The organism is Pantoea sp. K16, from assembly GCF_048452805.1.
Lineage (GTDB): Bacteria > Pseudomonadota > Gammaproteobacteria > Enterobacterales > Enterobacteriaceae > Pantoea > Pantoea agglomerans.
On the sequence record NZ_JBLWNV010000020.1, the window covers coordinates 1 to 17,210 of the forward strand.

Consider the following 17,210-nt stretch of genomic DNA (forward strand, 5'->3'; position numbering starts at 1 on the left):
TGCCACGTTTGACCGTGACAGCCTTTACAAATCTAATCTTAACTGACCAGCATTACCGCTAAGCGGCCATTTTTTTTAATCTTTCAGGTAACGGCAGAGATAGGAACTTGGCTCGCCAACCTGCAGATGAAATTCGCTGTGACCCGGCACGTTAAACACCGAACCCGCTTCAAACCATTTCCACTCGGTTTCACCTGGCAGTAATACCTTAAGCGAGCCGCTGACCACGGTCATCTCCTCCGGCTGGCCGGTACCGAATGTGTATTCGCCTTCAGCCATTACGCCCACGCTGGCACGTCCGGTGCTCGCACTGTCAAAACCGATAGACTTAACTTTTCCGTCAAAATACTCACTTACGTTGAGCATAATAGTTCTCCAGAGCACATGTTGTGTGTCTGGCAGTGTAGAAGGGAACCCGCTGATCTGTCACGCGAAATGATGGCCGTTTGTGATCTCTTCACTCAGGGAAGCAACTCCGCCGCCAGGCGCGCCACCAGCTGATTAGAGAGCAGAACCGGTACGCCCAGCCGCTGCTGTAACCCTATCCGATGCTGCTGGTGATACCCCATACAGTCGAGCACCACCAGCGCTGCGCCCTGCGCTTTCAGACTGTTTGCGGCATCGGCGAAGGTTGCCTGATCGCCCTGATAGGGACTGGCGACCGCAAAGCAGGGCTGCGCAGGCAGTTGCTGCCATTTACCTGCCTGCTCAACAATCTGCTCCTCAACCGGCACGACAATGCCGACCCGCTGCTGCTGCTGCACCATGGCGCAGATGAGCGGTGGAATGAGGCGATCCGGCTCCAGCAGTAGCGCACGCTGGGTGCGGAGCCGGCTGAATTCACCGGTGCAGAGCAGCAGAATGGTCGCATAGCCCGCCTGCTCCAGCGCACTGATTTTGCGCTGCAATCCCTGCTCCACTTTCGAGGCCGCCAGCCGCACCTGTTCACCACTCTGCAGCCGCGACACCAGAACCCGGTCGCCCGCTGCTGGCGCGAAGCGTGCGGCAATCTCTGCCGCGCTGAGTCCATCCAGTAAACCGGCGTGATCGGTCAGCGCATCCGGCAGATGCTGCCGCAGCAGCGGCAGAATATCGCTGCGCGGAGACTGGCCGATAGTCAGCGTTACCAGTGGTTTCGTCATCTTAGTGATTCCGGTGACGCAGATGCGCCAGGCTGCCATAGAGTGAAATCAGCCGCGCATACTCTTCGGCGTCGTAGAAGTGACAGGTTCCACGACCAAACTCCTTGGCCACCTCAATGGCAAACTTCGCCGCTGCCGCAATGTCCACTTCATGGCTGGCGCCGGTTCCGCAGCCCGGCACCACCGACTCGGCAGTGATCGCCACCCCCACCACCGGCACATCCGTGGCGGTAGAAGGTTGCAGAATGCTGTTGAGGTGATAAACCCCATTGCCGTAAGGCGTAATATCCTGCGTGGTGATGGGAAAGGTCACCGCCGGACGGCCGCTGGTCATCTCCATGATGCGCAGCAGATCCTCCGAAACCCGCAGGATGTAGCCCTCTTTCACCGTCGGCGACAGGGCAAAGCCTTTGTGGTTGATAATGCGGTTACCTTTGGTGGTGTCGATTGACAGAATTGCATCCACACCCGCCACCACTTCATTATCATTCATGGTGACATCGTCAATCGGCGAGTCCATGAAATCGACCGGCAGATGCGGCCGCGTTGGCGCATCCGGGCAGATATGGGTGGTAATGATGACGTCGCCATCGAGCCTGTCGCCTTTGCTCTGCATCTGCGCCAGTTTAAGCGCGCTGGCAACGGCCGCGATCGCGCCATCCGCATCTGACACCATGCCGATACGACCAGGACGAGCGCCGATGCCACCAAGGCGACCAATAATCCCCAAGGTCGGTGCACTGCCGCCGCCTGATTTGCCCTGCATTCCCGGGATATCAATGCGCACAAAATCGGTGCGGCCTTTGGGACCGGAGACACGGGTAAAGCGGGCATCAACATCAGGATACGCCGCGAAGAGATTCACCACCTGCTGCCCGTCAATGTGGGCGCTATCCAGTAACTCAAAAACCGCCAGGGTCTGCTGCAAACTCATGCTTTATCCTTTATTTCTTGCTGCTGCTGGCAAACAGCGAATGAAAGAAGCTGTAGAGGGCATCACCGGCAATAAAGCCTGCCGCCATCACCTCCATAGGCGACCGGCCCCGCTCGCCCCAGATCCGGATGATTACGATGCGTAAGGCGATCCCCACCACCACTGCCCAGCCCGCCATGGCGTTATTAATTAATAAACCGGTGGCGAGCAGCACGCCCAGCTGGCGTTTCGGCCCGCCGATCAACTGGATAATGGCCCCCGGAATCGCCCACATCAGCAGATTACCGGCGATACCTGGCTCAGCACCCGCCTGAATGGTTTTGGCATACACCCGCGCTACAGGCGGCAGCAGGTTGTCAGCAAAGAAGAAGGTATGGGCGTACCAGACCAGCGGAATCGACACAACAAAGGCGATCATAGCTGCGATGAGCTGAATACGACGTCCCCAGAGCTCCTGCTGCAGATCGGCACCGTTGCCGCGCAGGATAAAGCCCGCCTTCAGGTCATAACCCATATCGGCGAACGCCGGACCGGTGGCGGCGGTAAAGCCGCACAGCAGGCAGAGCGCCAGCGGAGGAAAGCCGATCAGAATGCCGATAATCAGCGTAATCAGCGCCACGGCAAAGGCCGGGAACCAGCCGGAGTGCATAGCGGCAATGCCGACAATCAGTTCATGGGCGAAAGCAGCAAACGCGGCATAAAGAACAAACAGCAGCAGCATCGCGATGCCCATCTCACTCCACAGGCCGCCCGCCAGCGCCAGCAGCGCGGAAATCACGATATAACCCACGCTGCCGAAACCCAGCGCCCGCTGCACCTCATTGCCATTACGGCTCACCACCAGCGCATCATTTTTGCGGCTGCGGATCACCATCACGACCTGAATCAGCGCCACCAGACCGGCACCGACCATCACGCCATGCGGAATATAGAGCGCATTAATATCAATACCGGCCACCGGCTGCGCATAGGCACGCAGCAGAAAACCGATGCCAAGCATCGACAGCGCCCAGATATTGCCGATAAACGCGGTGCCAAAGGCGGACATCGGGATCTTCAGCATGGCACCGACGACGCCACCCAAGATGCCCAGCACCAGCAGCCACGCCTGGCGTCCGCCTTTATCACCCGCTTTGATCGCTTCTGCTGCCGCAACGCCCGGTGGCCAGGCATTACTGGCCGGAAAGACGCGGGTATCAAACAGCCGATAGAGCAGCCAGGCATCCAGCAGCATCGCGGCGCTGACGCCACAGAACAGCGGCAGGACCAGTTGCGGTTCACCCAGCGCCCAGGGCACGGCAATCGGCATCAACAGACTGTTCGCCGCCCCAAAGGTGGCTGAAGAGATGGCGGTCTGCGCCAGGTTCTGGATTTCAATTGAACGATAACGGCGAAATGCCTGCAGCGGAATACGCGCCAGCAGCATGGCAAACAGCGCGCCGATAATAGAGGTGTTAGGCGTTACGCCAATGGTGGTAATCAGCTGAATGCCAATAATGGCACCCGCGATGGAGAGAAGAATTAAAACCAGTGCCACGCCAACGTGCTTAATCGGATTTACCCGTTCCATATGTCCCCGCCAGTCCTTGTCCAGAAGAAATGAAATAACGTCTACCCGCCTGCTGGCCGGTTTACGCCGGTTATCAGTTTCACTGCTCTGATGCGCACAGAGATTGCAACAGCCACTACAGATGGTCGTCCCTCCGCATGCTGAACCGATACAGGAGGCAATGAGAGACGGACACAGGCAACCGGGGTGCTGCGTAAAGCGTGGCGATCAGATTGAAAGAAAAAGGCCCGAAGGCCTTTGTTTTCCCTGGTGTGGCGAAAGTACTACGCCGATAAAAACGGTGTGAAGTTACGCGCCATATTTTTCGGTCATCTCAGTGGCCGTTGCGCGTAATGCTTCAAGGAGCTCTGACGGGAAACCCGGTTCAGACTCCATAGACGGAAACGACAGGCAGAGTGCCACCGTTTCGCCATGATGTTTGTTATGAACAATAACTGACAGCGAGCTGATGCCTGGCAGCGATTCATTTCGGGCCAGTGACCAGCCCTGCTGGCGGATCTCAGCCAGTCTGGCACAGAGTGCCTCAGGACTTTGCGGCGAGTTCGCTGATGCGACCTGCCATTGATCATGGAAGCGCGCCAGCACCTCTTCATCGCTTAACTGCGCTAACAGCGCCCGGCCGGTTGAGGTCGCGGCAGCCGGCATCCGACTGCCCGGCGGCGTGACCATTTGCGTAAAGTGACGCCCATGAAACATACGCATCACTAATACTTCCCGCCCGTCGAGCTTCGACACGTAACCCATGCAGCCGGTCTTCGCAGCCAGCCTGACCATCGCCGCTGAAACGCTGTCAACCAGCGGTGCCGAAAGATAATGTCCGGCGGCAGCCAGCAATACGCGACCAATGTGATAACCGCGCGTATCCGCATTCCGCTCCAGCAGCCCCTGACTTTCCATGGTGGCCAGCAGACGCGAAACGGTGCTTTTTGGCAGGTTTAACGCCTCAACCACCTCACTGAATGAGAGACCAACATGCCCCTGCGTCACACCTTTGTGCTGAAACAATCGAAGTACGGCGGCAGCATTTTCAAGTGTGGTCATGTTACGTGTTCCACTATATGGAACTAAGTTCCTCTGTTGGTTTGATGAAAATAAAACGTGGCGCTGAATCGGTCAAGCGACAATTTGATTCACACAGAGATCGGCAGCAGAGAAAATAAGGGGATAAAAATGATTAGCGGGGCTTTATCTGGTGAGACAAGGAGAGTGCAGAACAGAAGCATACGCAGAGAGCATTCGACAGTAAATCTGCGTCAATTTCGCTTCTTAAATAACCCGATCGACTGCAGGTAGGAGTAAAAAGAGGCGTGGTTCAGGCACAGCGTCAGGCGGGTCAGTAATAAGCAGTTATCCGGTGTAACAGGCTGGCGTCCCTGCCAGCAGTGAAGCTTTACTCTTTTTCAACGTCTTCGTAGCGCGCTTTAGCGTCACGCGCTTCTTCTTCCGTTTCGTGCTCACTGATTAATGAATTCGGTTTGGGATGATCAGCACGCAATTCGTAAGAGGTTACTTTATTACCTTCAGTGCCCTTTTCAACAGGCACAACTTTCGCTTCACGTGGATACGGTGGTCTGGTCGGCATACTGTGTCCCTCTTGTCTGAATAACATTCCACAGGACAGGCCGCTGCCTGTCATAGGATAAGTATAGACAATGCCGTCTGAAGCGGGATCAAAGCGGGAAAAATCTGAGGGTTAGCTGGCGCGCGCCAGAGAGAGTGACAGCAGAATTTCCTCTACCACGCACTCGGGCGATTGCATCGCATTCACCTGATGATGGGCCGCAGCCTGATAGAGATGCGCACGTTCACGCAGCACATCACTCATCTCATCAGCAATCGGACGGCCGGTTAAGGTCGGACGCTGGGCCGCTTCAGGTTCACTTTCCAGCCGCTCTGCCAGCACCTCGGGGGACGCGCTAAGCCAGATCACCTGGCCCTGCTCCTGCATAAAACGACAGTTCTCTTCAGCCAGAATCATGCCGCCGCCGGTGGCAATGACGGTTCCGGGTGCCGTCACCGCTTTAAGCGATTCCGTTTCACGGGCGCGGAAACCTTCCCAGCCTTCCTCCGCCACAATCTCCGTCACGCTCCGCTGCGTGCTGAGTTGCAGATGGTGATCGGTATCCGTAAAGGCGTAGCCCAGCGCCCGCGACAACGCCTCGCCGACCGTGGTTTTGCCGCAACCGCGAGCGCCAATCAAAAAGATGGGTAGTGACATCAGGGCCGTTCCTCCGCCTGACCGCGCGATGCGGCTGCATGGTGAGCTTATTAATGCGACGCATAATAACTGGAAATTATTATGGCCTCTACCTGTCAGGCACGATTTACGCATTTTCGTCCCCTGAACAGCGACAATCTTTGTGTTTTCAAGGGGAAATGCATGCACGTTTTGTGCATCAGGGCCGTAACAGAGCGATAAAAACTCCGCAAAAGAGCGGCTAAAATGCGTCGGCAATATTTGCTTACTGCCCCGATTTTACTTTTCACGCTGGCGCCCACATATACTGGTAACAATCGCCACAGGAGAGTCATCATGCAACGCGAAGAACAACAACTGATCGAAGGGCTGTTCAGCCGTCTGAAACAGGCTGAAAGCCAGACCGTGGCACGCGATGCCGCTGCCGAACAACTGATTAACCAGCATCTGCAGGTGCAGCCGGGCGCGCCTTACTACATGGCACAGGCGATCCTGATTCAGGAAGCGGCGCTGAAAAAACTCAATGAGAAAGTATCGGCGCTGGAAAGCCAGCTGGCCCAGCAACAGCAGCAGCAACCTGCACAGAGCAGCGGCGGCTTTCTGTCCGGGCTGTTTGGCAGCGGTTCGCGTCAGCAGCCGCCTGTGCAGCAGCAACAGCAATCGTCACCGTGGAACAGTGCGCCACAGCAACCGGCTCAGCCGCAATATGCGCCTGCACAAGCGCCTGCACCACGCGGCACCGGTTTCCTCGGCGGCGCACTGCAGACAGCTGTGGGTGTGGCGGGCGGTGTGGTGATGGCCGATATGCTGACCAGCATGTTCCACCATTCACAGCCGGAAGAGATTGTGAACATCATCAATGAGCCACCCCTGCCCGATGTGAATGACAATCTCAACACCTTCAACGGTGGCGATGACAATGCCGATACCTTTAACGGCGGTAACGACAACGCCTTCCTCGACCAGAATACGGGCTGGGACAGTAATTATGCCGACAACAGCGATCTCAATGATTTTGGCGGCAACGATTACGACGACGACAGCTTCGTTTAACTTCAGCGTTTCTGCTGGGTGAGCCAGCTATCCAGCTCATTTGCAAACTGCTGGCGGTCACGCGGACTCATCGCCGCGGGGCCGCCGGTCTGCACCCCACTTGACCGCAGGGTATCCATAAAATCCCGCATCGTCAGGCGTTCACGTATCGTCGCCGGTGAGTAACGCTCGCCGCGCGGATTCAGCGCCGCCGCACCCTTCTCAATCACCTCTGCTGCCAGCGGGATATCGGCGGTGATCACCAGATCGCCTGGCTGACAACGTCTGACGATCTCATTGTCCGCCACATCAAATCCGGCAGGCACCTGCAGGGTGCGCAGATACGGTGAGGGCGGCACACGCAGAAACTGGTTCGCCACAAAAGTGATGGTAGTTGCGGTGCGGTCGGCTGCGCGGTAGAGCACCTCTTTGATTACATTCGGACAGGCATCGGCATCGACCCAGATAAACATCATGATTCCTTACAGTCAGAGAAGAGTAAGATCTTGCCGGGTTCCCCTTAAATGGCAAATTTTATTTGCGGCGTGCTTTCCAGCCTGCGCCCGGCTGACTTGTTATTCAGGCTGGCTGAAGTAAGCTAGCTCACTGAGAAAAACGAATAATGTCCTAAGGAGATGGCGATGCTGGCAAAGAAAATCGGGTTTATCGGCGGGGGAAATATGGCGAAAGCCATTATCGGCGGACTGGTCAACAGCGGCAAAATCGCCCCGTCTGATATCTTCGTTTACGATCGCAAGGCAGAGACCAACCAGGCGATGGCAGAGCAGTATGGCATCAACGCAGCAGAGAGCGCTGAAGCGCTGGCGCGTGAAGTGGACATCCTGTTCGGCGCGGTCAAACCCAATGTCATTCTGAAAGTCTTAAAAGAGCTGACAGGCAGCCTGAAAAAAGAGGCGCTGGTGGTGTCGATTGCGGCTGGGGTGACGCTCGATTCGCTCTCATCGGTGCTGGGTTACGATCGTAAAATTGTCCGTGCGATGCCGAATACTCCCTCGCTGGTCAGCGAAGGCATGACCTCGGTCACGCCCAACGTGCTGGTTGAGCAGGCGGAAATCGACGAGGTGATAGCGATTTTTGAGAGCTTCGGCAAAGCGGCCGTGGTGGATGAATATCTGATTCACTCCGTGGTCGGCGTCAGCGGTTCTGCGCCGGCCTACGTGTTTATGTTTATCGAAGCGATGGCCGATGCGGCCGTACTGGGCGGCATGCCACGCGCTCAGGCCTATCAGTTTGCTGCACAGGCGGTGAAAGGGGCGGCGCAGATGGTGCTGACCACCGGAAAACATCCGGCTGAACTCAAAGATATGGTCTGCTCTCCGGGCGGCACCACCATCGAAGCGGTGAAAGTGCTGGAAGAGAAAGGCATGCGCTCGGCGGTGATGGAAGCGATGCTGCAGTGCATGGCGAAGTCAGAGAAACTGAGCCGCAGCTAACAGAGTGAGTGTTGTTGCGCAAGGCGGCCCCGTACGCTGGCCCGCCTTGCCTCCGCCTTAACAGATATTAACGGATGTGTTCCTGACCGAGCGCCACTGCCTCGGCAAGCGTCATCGGTTGCTGCATCCGCTCCACCAGCTCAGCGGTCAGCGTATACATGCCGCATGAGCAGATTGCCGCCAGCTTCCCCTGCTGGCCATAAAACGCCATAAACTTTTTATCCTCCAGCGAGCCAATCAGCTGAAAGTCATCCCATTCTGTCGCGTGGCCCAGATACTCATAGCGGGTGGCGTACTGCGTAGTCCAGAAGAACGGTACGCGATCAAAGGCGACGGTCTGGCCCAGCATATTCCATGCGGCGGTCTGCCCCTGCTGATGTGCGACGCGATAGTGCTCAATGCGCAGCGGCCCCTGTGCCGATGGATACGTGGCGATATCTCCCGCCACCCAGATATTGTCAGCGACCCGCAACTGCTCATCCGCCTGCAGGCTGCCATCCTCTGCCAGCGGGAGATCGTGGATAAAGTCGGTAGCAGGTTTAACCCCGGTGGCAAACAGCACCACCGTCGCGTCCAGCAACCGTCCGCCCTTGAGCTGCACGCCACTCACCCGCTGGTCGCCCTGTAAGGCTTCGATCTCGCCCTGCACCCACTTCACGCCGTTCTGCTCATGCAGCTGATAGAAATAGCGGCCAATCTGATCGCCAAACTGTTTAGCAAAGGGCAACGCCTGTCGGGCGATTATCGTCACGTCAATGTCACGATTACGCAGCGCCGACGCCAGTTCGGTGCCGATAAAACTGTTGCCGATAATCACGATTTTATGGCTGGCATCCACCGACTGAAGCAGCTCATCGGTCTGCGCTTTGCTGCGCAGCAGATAAACTCCTTCGAGATCGCTGCCTGGTAAATCGGGGCGGACTGGCGTCGCGCCGCTGGCGATCAGCAGTTTGTCGAAGGCGAGCGTCTCGCCATCCTCGAAGATCAGCCGTTGCTGCTGAGCATCCAGGCGGCTCACGGTAGCCTGAAGCCGTTCAACGTGGTCCATCACATCCGCTTTCAGCAGCTGCGGCACCTCGCTGATATCCATTTTGCCCGACGGCACAAATTTGGTCAGCGCGGTGCGGTCGTAAGGCGCATCCGCTTCCCGCTCAACCAGAATCACGCGGCCTTTGAAGCCTTCATGGCGCAGACGCCACAGCGCCGCGCTGCCCGCTGCCCCACCACCGAGCACCACATAGACCGGTGCTTCTGCCCCACTGCCAATCGGCGCCGCGGGCGACATCGCTTTCGGATTCACCAGCACCCGGCCCTCTTCAATGCGCAGCGGATACTGTTTGAGATCGGCTAACGCCAGCGGTTCACACATTTTTCCGCTGGCCAGATTAAACGCGGCTTTGTGCCACGGACAGACCAGCCGATCGCCGCAAATCGCGCCCTGCTCCAGCGGCGCGCCTGCGTGCGGGCATTTCGCCTGATAAGCACGTACATTGTCGCCTTCGCGGATCAGCAACACTTCCACCTCGCCGAGCGTTTTTTTAACCGGCTGGCGCTGGGGCAGATCGTTCAGGTCGACGGTAAATTGATAGTTCACGACATGGCTCCTTTAACGGTTCTTGTCTTGTGCTGCGCGGCAAAACAGAGTGCTGCGCAAATCCCCACAAACATTAAGTGTGGCAAAAGAACCGGGAAGCCTGGCGATGAATGCTTATCAGAAGGTTAACATGCTGTTATAGAATGGAATTTAATCAGCATTGCGCGGGAAGGAGAAGCGGCCACCTGCGTGGCCGTGGGGATAATCAGCTTTTTTTCAGGCACTGGCTCATAAAGGTTTTACGCGCATCGCCCGCCAGTTTTTTATCACCAGCTTCGCCGTTACAGCTTTTCATTTTCATCTGCTGCGGTGACATCTGCGACAGCTTGCTGTCCTTTTTCAGGCATTCACTCATAAAGGTTTTGCGCGCATCCCCTTTAAGATCCTGTGATTTAGCATGCTGGTTACACATCGTCATCTTCTCCTGCTGCGGGGTCTTTTCCGCCGCACCGGCCAGTCCACTGACCAGCAGGCCCGCCATCATCATCGCCATTAAACCGACTTTCATCTTGTTATCTCCACAGTGGATTGTCCTTTGTTATTCTGGCAGCGAATAAGCAAAGCGGAAAATGTTTCAGGTCAAAGTGATGTGAAGATCCCATTCCAGTCTGGCACTGGGATTGTTACTGACGAGGATGGCGGAGTAACTTTTCGATGTAATTGCGCAGCAGTTGCGCATTTTCATCTCCGGCATCGGCCACATTGTCTATTGCGGTTTCAATACTGGTGGTTATAGCCAGATGTTGTTGCGGCTCCAGCTTGCGAACCAGTGCGGTAACAACAATCTCCAGCGCTTCGATTTGCGCCATCTGCTCTTTGGCTGTCGCCTCTTTTTCAGCCAGCTTTACCAGCAATTCAGCAATCAGATTTTTCATGCTGTTATCTCAGCGGTGGAGAAAAGCTGAAATTATCACCACGCTGGCTAAAAAAACAGAGGGTAACCGCTACTTTTTTCAGTGAGTTAGCCCGCATTCCTCACCGTCTGCTCAGACGATTCCGGCTAACCTTGCGAGCGAAACGTTTTCCCTGCAATCAACGCTATGGTTAAACGTTTCGCACGCCCGAAATCGGTCTTTTGCTTAGCGAGGATCGACAAATCCGCGGCCTGGTCCGCCGCCGTGTCCGCCCCAGCCACCGCCACCGCCGCCTGGAGGCGGGAAAATACATCCGCTTAATGCAGTAACCAATGCCACAACGGCAGCCAGCTTAAAGATTCGTACCATATCTACCTCAGGGTGATGAAATCGGGCTGAGTGTATGGAGCCACCTGCATGGCGACAAGTGAGATTCTTCCGCATCCGGCGACTATTCATCTTTGCTGACCAGGCTTAACGATTTACCACCATTAAGGCGGCACAATCTCAACATCCCGGCTGGATTACAGCACAAATTATTTGTGCAAATCGGGAGGGTGAACACTTTACAGGCGGCGTAATTTTGCGCATTGTGAGCGCATTACATTTACAGGATATAAACATGACTCTCTCTCAGGCTGCTTTCAGTGACATCCTCTCCCGGCGCGACTGGGAAAATCCGGTCGTGACCTCGCTGCATCGGCTGGATGCGCACCCGCCATTCGCCAGTTGGCGAGATGAAGCAGCCGCGCGGGATGACAGCCCCTCGGCGTCACTGCAGAGCCTCAACGGAGAGTGGGGTTTCCGTTATTTTACGCAGCCTGAAGCGGTCCCGGCCAGCTGGTTACTGCAGGATCTGCCGGACACTACGACCCTTCCGGTTCCGGCCAACTGGCAGATGCACGGCTTCGATGCCCCCATTTATACCAACGTGCAGTATCCGATTCCGGTCAATCCTCCGCTGGTACCCACAGAGAATCCAACCGGATGTTACTCGCTCACATTCAGCACTGACGCAGCCTGGCTGGATAATGGGCAGACACGCATTATTTTTGACGGCGTAAACTCGGCCTTTCACCTGTGGTGCAACGGACACTGGATTGGCTACTCTCAGGACAGTCGTCTGCCCGCTGAATTCGACCTGACGCCTTATCTGCGGCCGGGCAAAAACCGGCTGGCAGTAATGGTGCTGCGCTGGAGCGACGGCAGTTATCTGGAAGATCAGGATATGTGGCGAATGAGCGGTATTTTCCGTGACGTCACGTTATTGCATAAACCGCAGGTGCATCTGGCCGATGTTCAGCTGGAAACCCGGCTCAGCCCGGAGTTTTACCGTGCCGAATTGCGTGCCCGGGTCCGTGTTGCTCTGCAAGCTGACGTCAGCTCGCGCTATCAGCTGCGCCTGACGCTGTGGCAGGGTGACCAGCAGATTGCTCAATGTCAGCAGCCGCTGGGCAGTGCCATTATTGACGAGCGGGGTCACTATCCCGAACGCGCCCTGCTCAGCCTGCCGGTGGAACAGCCTGCGCTGTGGAGTGCCGAAACACCCCACCTCTATCGCGCCACGCTGGCGCTGCTGGATGAGAATCAGCAGCTGATCGAGGTGGAAGCCTATGATGTCGGCTTCCGTCAGGTCACCATCGACAACGGACTGCTCTGTCTGAACGGCAAGCCGCTGCTGATCCGCGGCACCAACCGTCATGAACATCATCCGGAGCGCGGTCAGGTGGTGGATGAGGCGACGATGCGCCGCGACATCGAGCTGATGAAGCAGCACAATTTTAATGCGGTGCGCTGTTCACACTATCCTAATCATCCGCTCTGGTACCGGTTGTGCGAGCAGTATGGGCTTTATGTGGTGGATGAGGCCAATATCGAAACCCACGGCATGCAGCCGATGAACCGGCTCTCCGATGATCCCCGCTGGTTTGCCGCCTATAGCGAACGCGTGACGCGCATGGTGCAGCGCGATCGTAATCACTGCAGCATTATTATCTGGTCGCTGGGCAATGAGTCAGGACATGGTGCCACACACGATGCGCTCTACCGCTGGGTAAAAAGCAGCGATCCAACCCGTCCGGTTCAGTATGAAGGCGGCGGTGCGGATACCGCTGCTACCGATATCATCTGCCCGATGTATGCCAGGGTTGATGAAGATCAGCCCTTCCCGGCGGTGCCGAAATGGTCGCTGAAAAAGTGGATCGGTCTGCCGGGTGAGACGCGTCCGCTGATCCTGTGTGAGTACGCGCATGCCATGGGCAACAGCTTTGGCGGTTTTGCTAAGTACTGGCAGGCCTTCCGCCAGTTCCCGCGTCTGCAGGGCGGCTTCGTCTGGGACTGGGTTGATCAGAGCCTGACCCGCTATGACGATCAGGGCGAACCCTGGCAGGCCTACGGCGGCGATTTTGGCGATAAACCCAACGATCGTCAGTTCTGTATGAACGGGCTGGTATTTGCCGATCGCACGCCGCATCCAGCGCTTTATGAGGCGCAGTGCGCCCAGCAGTTCTGGCAGTTTGCCGTCGATCCCGGCGATCCGCTGAGCTTTACGGTCAGCAGCGACTATCTGTTCCGCCACAGTGACAACGAAGTGCTGCGCTGGCGCATCGAACAGGCGGGTCGTGTAGTAATGGAAGGAGAAGTGCCGCTGGATATCGCTCCACAGGGCCAGCAGCGGATCACGCTGCCGTCACCGCCAGCATTACAGGGCGAATGCTGGCTGAACGTCGCGGTTCATCAGATTCAACCGACCCCATGGAGTGCCGCTGACTGGCGTGTCGCCTGGCACCAGTGGGCGCTGCCCTCGTCGCTGGCGCTGCCATCAAAGCCGGAGAGCGGCGACGCACCGGGCCTGCACGATGATCCCCGTGAGATTGTCATCACCCATCAGCTGCAACGCTGGCATTTTTCACGCCACAGCGGCGAACTGACGCAGTGGTTTGTGGATGAACAGCCCACACTGCTTTCACCGCTTCAGGACTGCTTTATTCGCGCCCCGCTGGACAATGACATTGGCACCAGCGAAGCGGAACGGGTTGATCCCAATGCCTGGGTCGAGCGCTGGAAAGCAGCGGGTTATGACCAGATGAGCAGCCAGCTGGTGTCGATGACGGCGAATGCGTTGCCACAGGCGGTGCAGATTGAGACGCTGCACAGCTGGCTCGCCCATGGCCAGATCGCCTTTATCAGCCGTAAACGTTATCTGATCAATGCGCAGGGTGAGTTGCAGTTGCAGCTTTCCGTTGAGCAGTCGCGTGGATTGCCGCCGCCCGCGCGCATCGGATTACGCTGTGAGCTGACGCAGATACCACAACAGGTGAGCTGGCTCGGCCTGGGTCCGCATGAAAACTATCCCGATCGCCAGCTGGCCGCGCAGTTTTCCCGCTGGGAGCTGCCGCTGGATCAGCTCTCAACGCCTTATGTTTTCCCGGGTGAGAACGGTCTGCGCTGCGGCACCCGTCAGCTCGACAGCGGCAGCTGGCAGGTCAGCGGCGATTTCGCTTTCTCACTGAGCCGTTTCAGCCTGGAGCAGTTGCGGGAGGCATCACACCGCCACCATCTGCGTCCGGAAGCGGGCTGCTGGCTGCATCTGGATGCCTGCCACATGGGTGTCGGCGGCGATGACTCCTGGAGCCCCAGCGTCAGTCCTGAGTTTTTACTGACTCAGCAGCGCTGGCAGGCTGAACTGACGATTTGTCAGCCGACGCGGGCAGATCTGTCTTCGGACGCCGGTAAAAGCGCTTCAGAAACAGCACGTTAATCAGCACGACCACGGCGGTGGCAAAAAAGACCCAGCGGAAACCGGCCACCGCCGACACCGCGGCGCCCAGCAGCGGACCCGCGACATTGCCGAGATACATAAAGGACTGGTTGTAGCCGAAGATCCGGCCGGTGATGTTGTCACGCGAGTGACGCACCAGCAGCGTCTGCACCGCGGGCATCATCGCGCCATCGGCAAAGCCCAGCAGAAAACGTAATACCCCCAGCTGTGTCGTGCTGGTGACAAACGACATGGCGATAAACAGCAGCAGCGAGATGACCATCGTTGCCAGCAGGATACGCTGCGTGCCGATGCGATCGCCGAGTCGTCCCAGACGAGGCGCGGCCAGCAGTGCAGAGACGCCAGGCAGCGCGGCAATGACCCCGCTAAGAAAAGCGATATTCTCAGCGGTGGGTGCCAGTTCCCGCACAAAGAGCGTCAGGATCGGGTTCACCGATCCGTTGCACATCTGGATCACCATGGTGGTGAAAAAGAGGCAGAGCATCAGTTTTGGATTATCCAGCGAGCGGAAAACCTCGCGTCCGCTGAGCTTCTCCTTTTTACTCACCGGGGTGTAACCGGTCTCCTTGATCAGGAACAGCGTCACCAGAAAGCTGACCATCAGCAGCGCTGCGGTGACAATAAACACCGTACGCAAACCGACCCAGTCTGCCAGCAGCCCGCCCAGCATCGGTCCCAGAATCACCCCGCCAATCTGGCCGGTTGAGACACAGCTCAGCGCCCAGCCGCTGCGTTCACGCGGCACCTGAGCGGCCACCAACGCCATGGCGTTGGGAATATATCCGGAGGTCAGCCCCATCAGGGCACGCAGCAGCAGCAACTGCCAGGCTTCGGTGACAAAAGCCTGTAGCAGAATTACCACGCCCATGCCAAAAGCGGCGCGCAGCAGCATCAGCTTACGGCCTTTGCGATCGGCAAGACTGCCCCACAGCGGGGCTACGGCCGCCGAAACCACAAAGGTGATACTGAAGGTAAGACCCGACCAGAGGCTCAGTGATTCGCCACCGGTTACGCCAAGCTGCTCAAGGTAGAGCGGCAGAAACGGGATGATCTGACTGATGGCCAGGCCGGTAAAAAAGCAGCCAAACCAGACCGAGATCAGGTTTATCTTCCAGGGTTCTATAGTGCGTGGCATGAGCAGATATTTTAAAGAGAGGGAATGCTCAGTCTAACGCGGCTATTCTCAGCGTGACCGACAAAACATGGCACAAATGGCAAAAGATCGGATTCCTCTTTGATTCAGCGCAATCACCGGCGCAAATTTTCCAGCCCGCCGGGTTTTTAGCGCGAAGCACGCGGGCGATGGTCTGGCCGGACGCAATCTTCCCTGACCCGCCCCGTCAATATAGAAAAATATGTCATTCTGTTACTGACAACTCTTCCCCCCGCTTCTATGTTTAAAAAACCGCCAGCCGCGGCGGTGTGGCAATCTTTTTAATCGGCGCGACATCCTCCGCAAAAAACGGTGCAGACCGTCCGGCTACGCTGAGGCGAACCAGCTTATTTCATGGTTAAACGCCCTTATGCTCAGGTGTAAGGGAGGGGGTCTTGTTTTAGCGGAGGTGGGTAATGAGAGTACAACCTGACAGCGCCAGCCGTGCTATCAGCGACTATTTTAACAGCCCGGACTGGCGAATACCGCCTGAGTCCGATCTGCTGGCGGTGATTCTGCGTGAAATAATGGAAGCGGGAGAACCCGCCACCAATAAAGCCCTTATTGCGCGGGTTATCGATAAACTGGAAGTGGAAGGCGACGAGACGCAATTGCAGCGTTATCGCACCCTGCTGGCGCAGTTAATCGACACGCAGCCGGAGGCGTAAACCCACCACCTACTTCACCCAGCGCAATTTATCCGCTTCGCTGATGCTGGCTCGTCCGCTGCTGCGCTGAAACAGGCACAGCTCCCGTCCACGCTTATTTTTCATCTGCGGCTGGGGGTAGCGTCCCTCCAGCAACAGTGCGCTGTAGCCCGTATTGTCGTCATACTCGATCGCCTCGCCCAGCACCTTTACTTTGCTCAGATGACTGGCGTTAATGCAGGCCTGCACCATCACCTGACGGCTCTTTTGCCAGGCCTCTTCACTGGAAGCCTGCGCCAGTGTGCTGCTGAGTAACAATGCGGGCAGAAGTGCCCCGATTATGCGTTTCATCTTCTCTGCTCCTGTTACGGCCTGAAGCCGCTAAAAAAATTCCCGCCGGGGCGGGAATAAACAAGACGAGCACTATCTATTGTGTGACGAGGAAGTTTCTTAAACGCGCTGCTATCCTCGCCTGCCGTTATGACAAACCTATGACATCTTTGCCGTTAACCACAATAAACTGAGCTGATATTGCCATTTTTGTCAGCCAGGAAGTTCAGCCGGTTAAGGTTGAAGTCCATGGTGACGGCAGAATTATAGGGAATGGCGCGGACCTTCTGTTCGAAGTGCTGACCCTGCAGCGCGGTTAACGGTTTACCGACATAATTCTGAAACTGAGAGGCACCACAGCGGTCAGCTTCGGGATCCTGCGCCACACTGGCGGTATCGGGCTTAGAGGCAGATTGACAGGCGGTTAATGCAAACAGCCCCACTACCAGCAGCCCTTTTCCATAAAATTTCACGTTTATTCTCCTGTTGGACGTGTAAAACCCTGCCCCAAGAGTAGCAAAG

At 56.8% G+C, this 17,210-nt stretch carries 18 protein-coding genes; 4 read left to right on the forward strand and 14 right to left on the reverse strand.

All coding sequences use genetic code 11. The features are described from left to right. Positions 1 to 75: 75 nt before the first annotated feature. From ppnP to aroL, 7 genes are all read right to left on the reverse strand, one after another. On the reverse strand, positions 76 to 366 hold the full coding sequence (ppnP, locus tag ACK13D_RS20740; RefSeq protein WP_009091800.1) for a pyrimidine/purine nucleoside phosphorylase: 291 nt from the start codon (positions 364 to 366) through the stop codon (positions 76 to 78). A 95-nt stretch (positions 367 to 461) separates the two neighbouring features. Beyond that, complete coding sequence (locus tag ACK13D_RS20745; protein ID WP_010255292.1) at positions 462 to 1,142, reverse strand: AroM family protein; 681 nt, start codon at positions 1,140 to 1,142, stop codon at positions 462 to 464. Position 1,143: 1 nt separating this feature from the next. After that, positions 1,144 to 2,076, reverse strand: a complete 933-nt coding sequence (locus tag ACK13D_RS20750; protein ID WP_010255291.1) for a DUF1177 domain-containing protein — start codon at positions 2,074 to 2,076, stop codon at positions 1,144 to 1,146. Between the two features lie 10 nt (positions 2,077 to 2,086). Further along, the gene (locus ACK13D_RS20755) at positions 2,087 to 3,646 is read right to left on the reverse strand and encodes an OPT/YSL family transporter (protein WP_010255290.1); all 1,560 of its coding nucleotides are present in this window, start codon (positions 3,644 to 3,646) and stop codon (positions 2,087 to 2,089) included. 288 nt (positions 3,647 to 3,934) lie between these two features. Further along, positions 3,935 to 4,687, reverse strand: a complete 753-nt coding sequence (locus tag ACK13D_RS20760) for an IclR family transcriptional regulator (protein WP_010255274.1) — start codon at positions 4,685 to 4,687, stop codon at positions 3,935 to 3,937. A 349-nt stretch (positions 4,688 to 5,036) separates the two neighbouring features. Continuing rightward, on the reverse strand, positions 5,037 to 5,228 hold the full coding sequence (locus tag ACK13D_RS20765; protein ID WP_010255272.1) for a YaiA family protein: 192 nt from the start codon (positions 5,226 to 5,228) through the stop codon (positions 5,037 to 5,039). A 111-nt stretch (positions 5,229 to 5,339) separates the two neighbouring features. After that, positions 5,340 to 5,864 (reverse strand): shikimate kinase AroL, encoded by a 525-nt coding sequence (aroL, locus tag ACK13D_RS20770; protein WP_010255270.1) that lies wholly within the window; start codon positions 5,862 to 5,864, stop codon positions 5,340 to 5,342. 315 nt (positions 5,865 to 6,179) lie between these two features. Here aroL and ACK13D_RS20775 point away from each other — a divergent pair, with 315 nt between their 5' ends. Continuing rightward, positions 6,180 to 6,896 (forward strand): DUF2076 domain-containing protein, encoded by a 717-nt coding sequence (locus ACK13D_RS20775; protein WP_010255269.1) that lies wholly within the window; start codon positions 6,180 to 6,182, stop codon positions 6,894 to 6,896. A 2-nt stretch (positions 6,897 to 6,898) separates the two neighbouring features. Here the strand turns inward: ACK13D_RS20775 and ACK13D_RS20780 are convergent, their stop codons facing one another. Next, positions 6,899 to 7,348, reverse strand: a complete 450-nt coding sequence (locus ACK13D_RS20780) for a YaiI/YqxD family protein (RefSeq protein WP_010255266.1) — start codon at positions 7,346 to 7,348, stop codon at positions 6,899 to 6,901. A 168-nt stretch (positions 7,349 to 7,516) separates the two neighbouring features. Here ACK13D_RS20780 and proC point away from each other — a divergent pair, with 168 nt between their 5' ends. Then, complete coding sequence (proC, locus tag ACK13D_RS20785; protein WP_010255263.1) at positions 7,517 to 8,329, forward strand: pyrroline-5-carboxylate reductase; 813 nt, start codon at positions 7,517 to 7,519, stop codon at positions 8,327 to 8,329. A 67-nt stretch (positions 8,330 to 8,396) separates the two neighbouring features. Here proC and ACK13D_RS20790 read toward each other — a convergent pair whose 3' ends face one another. From ACK13D_RS20790 to iraP, 3 genes are all read right to left on the reverse strand, one after another. After that, a complete protein-coding gene (locus ACK13D_RS20790; protein ID WP_418797011.1) occupies positions 8,397 to 9,923 on the reverse strand; it encodes an FAD-dependent oxidoreductase in 1,527 nt (508 codons plus the stop codon). 205 nt (positions 9,924 to 10,128) lie between these two features. Beyond that, complete coding sequence (locus ACK13D_RS20795; protein WP_010255256.1) at positions 10,129 to 10,431, reverse strand: PsiF family protein; 303 nt, start codon at positions 10,429 to 10,431, stop codon at positions 10,129 to 10,131. Between the two features lie 115 nt (positions 10,432 to 10,546). Then, positions 10,547 to 10,798, reverse strand: coding sequence for an anti-adapter protein IraP (iraP, locus tag ACK13D_RS20800; protein WP_010255252.1), 252 nt, complete (start codon positions 10,796 to 10,798; stop codon positions 10,547 to 10,549). A 601-nt stretch (positions 10,799 to 11,399) separates the two neighbouring features. On the opposite strand from iraP, the gene ACK13D_RS20805 reads away from it, so the two are divergent. Beyond that, positions 11,400 to 14,537 (forward strand): beta-galactosidase, encoded by a 3,138-nt coding sequence (locus tag ACK13D_RS20805; protein ID WP_418797012.1) that lies wholly within the window; start codon positions 11,400 to 11,402, stop codon positions 14,535 to 14,537. Here ACK13D_RS20805 and ACK13D_RS20810 read toward each other — a convergent pair. Further along, a complete protein-coding gene (locus ACK13D_RS20810; RefSeq protein WP_022625160.1) occupies positions 14,419 to 15,693 on the reverse strand; it encodes a multidrug efflux MFS transporter in 1,275 nt (424 codons plus the stop codon). The two genes, ACK13D_RS20805 and ACK13D_RS20810, sit on opposite strands and share 119 nt — an antisense overlap. 434 nt (positions 15,694 to 16,127) lie before the next feature. Between ACK13D_RS20810 and ACK13D_RS20815 the strand changes: the two genes are divergently transcribed. Then, the gene (locus ACK13D_RS20815) at positions 16,128 to 16,379 is read left to right on the forward strand and encodes a biofilm development regulator YmgB/AriR family protein (protein ID WP_010255246.1); all 252 of its coding nucleotides are present in this window, start codon (positions 16,128 to 16,130) and stop codon (positions 16,377 to 16,379) included. Positions 16,380 to 16,388: 9 nt separating this feature from the next. Here the strand turns inward: ACK13D_RS20815 and ACK13D_RS20820 are convergent, their stop codons facing one another. Together ACK13D_RS20820 and ACK13D_RS20825 are read right to left on the reverse strand one after the other, a co-directional pair. After that, complete coding sequence (locus tag ACK13D_RS20820) at positions 16,389 to 16,709, reverse strand: hypothetical protein (protein ID WP_010255244.1); 321 nt, start codon at positions 16,707 to 16,709, stop codon at positions 16,389 to 16,391. 155 nt (positions 16,710 to 16,864) lie between these two features. Continuing rightward, complete coding sequence (locus tag ACK13D_RS20825; protein ID WP_010255242.1) at positions 16,865 to 17,161, reverse strand: I78 family peptidase inhibitor; 297 nt, start codon at positions 17,159 to 17,161, stop codon at positions 16,865 to 16,867. Between the last annotated feature and the right edge of the window lie 49 nt (positions 17,162 to 17,210).

Bases quoted from the DNA above. Each gene is read 5' to 3' on its own strand.
- ACK13D_RS20795 (WP_010255256.1), bottom strand. From the start codon at position 10,431: ATGAAAGTCGGTTTAATGGCGATGATGATGGCGGGCCTGCTGGTCAGT.
- ACK13D_RS20745 (WP_010255292.1), bottom strand. From the start codon at position 1,142: ATGACGAAACCACTGGTAACGCTGACTATCGGCCAGTCTCCGCGCAGC.
- proC (WP_010255263.1), top strand. From the start codon at position 7,517: ATGCTGGCAAAGAAAATCGGGTTTATCGGCGGGGGAAATATGGCGAAA.
- ACK13D_RS20805 (WP_418797012.1), top strand. From the start codon at position 11,400: ATGACTCTCTCTCAGGCTGCTTTCAGTGACATCCTCTCCCGGCGCGAC.
- ACK13D_RS20750 (WP_010255291.1), bottom strand. From the start codon at position 2,076: ATGAGTTTGCAGCAGACCCTGGCGGTTTTTGAGTTACTGGATAGCGCC.
- iraP (WP_010255252.1), bottom strand. From the start codon at position 10,798: ATGAAAAATCTGATTGCTGAATTGCTGGTAAAGCTGGCTGAAAAAGAG.
- ACK13D_RS20820 (WP_010255244.1), bottom strand. From the start codon at position 16,709: ATGAAACGCATAATCGGGGCACTTCTGCCCGCATTGTTACTCAGCAGC.
- ppnP (WP_009091800.1), bottom strand. From the start codon at position 366: ATGCTCAACGTAAGTGAGTATTTTGACGGAAAAGTTAAGTCTATCGGT.
- ACK13D_RS20815 (WP_010255246.1), top strand. From the start codon at position 16,128: ATGAGAGTACAACCTGACAGCGCCAGCCGTGCTATCAGCGACTATTTT.
- ACK13D_RS20810 (WP_022625160.1), bottom strand. From the start codon at position 15,693: ATGCCACGCACTATAGAACCCTGGAAGATAAACCTGATCTCGGTCTGG.
- ACK13D_RS20780 (WP_010255266.1), bottom strand. From the start codon at position 7,348: ATGTTTATCTGGGTCGATGCCGATGCCTGTCCGAATGTAATCAAAGAG.
- aroL (WP_010255270.1), bottom strand. From the start codon at position 5,864: ATGTCACTACCCATCTTTTTGATTGGCGCTCGCGGTTGCGGCAAAACC.
- ACK13D_RS20760 (WP_010255274.1), bottom strand. From the start codon at position 4,687: ATGACCACACTTGAAAATGCTGCCGCCGTACTTCGATTGTTTCAGCAC.
- ACK13D_RS20755 (WP_010255290.1), bottom strand. From the start codon at position 3,646: ATGGAACGGGTAAATCCGATTAAGCACGTTGGCGTGGCACTGGTTTTA.
- ACK13D_RS20775 (WP_010255269.1), top strand. From the start codon at position 6,180: ATGCAACGCGAAGAACAACAACTGATCGAAGGGCTGTTCAGCCGTCTG.
- ACK13D_RS20765 (WP_010255272.1), bottom strand. From the start codon at position 5,228: ATGCCGACCAGACCACCGTATCCACGTGAAGCGAAAGTTGTGCCTGTT.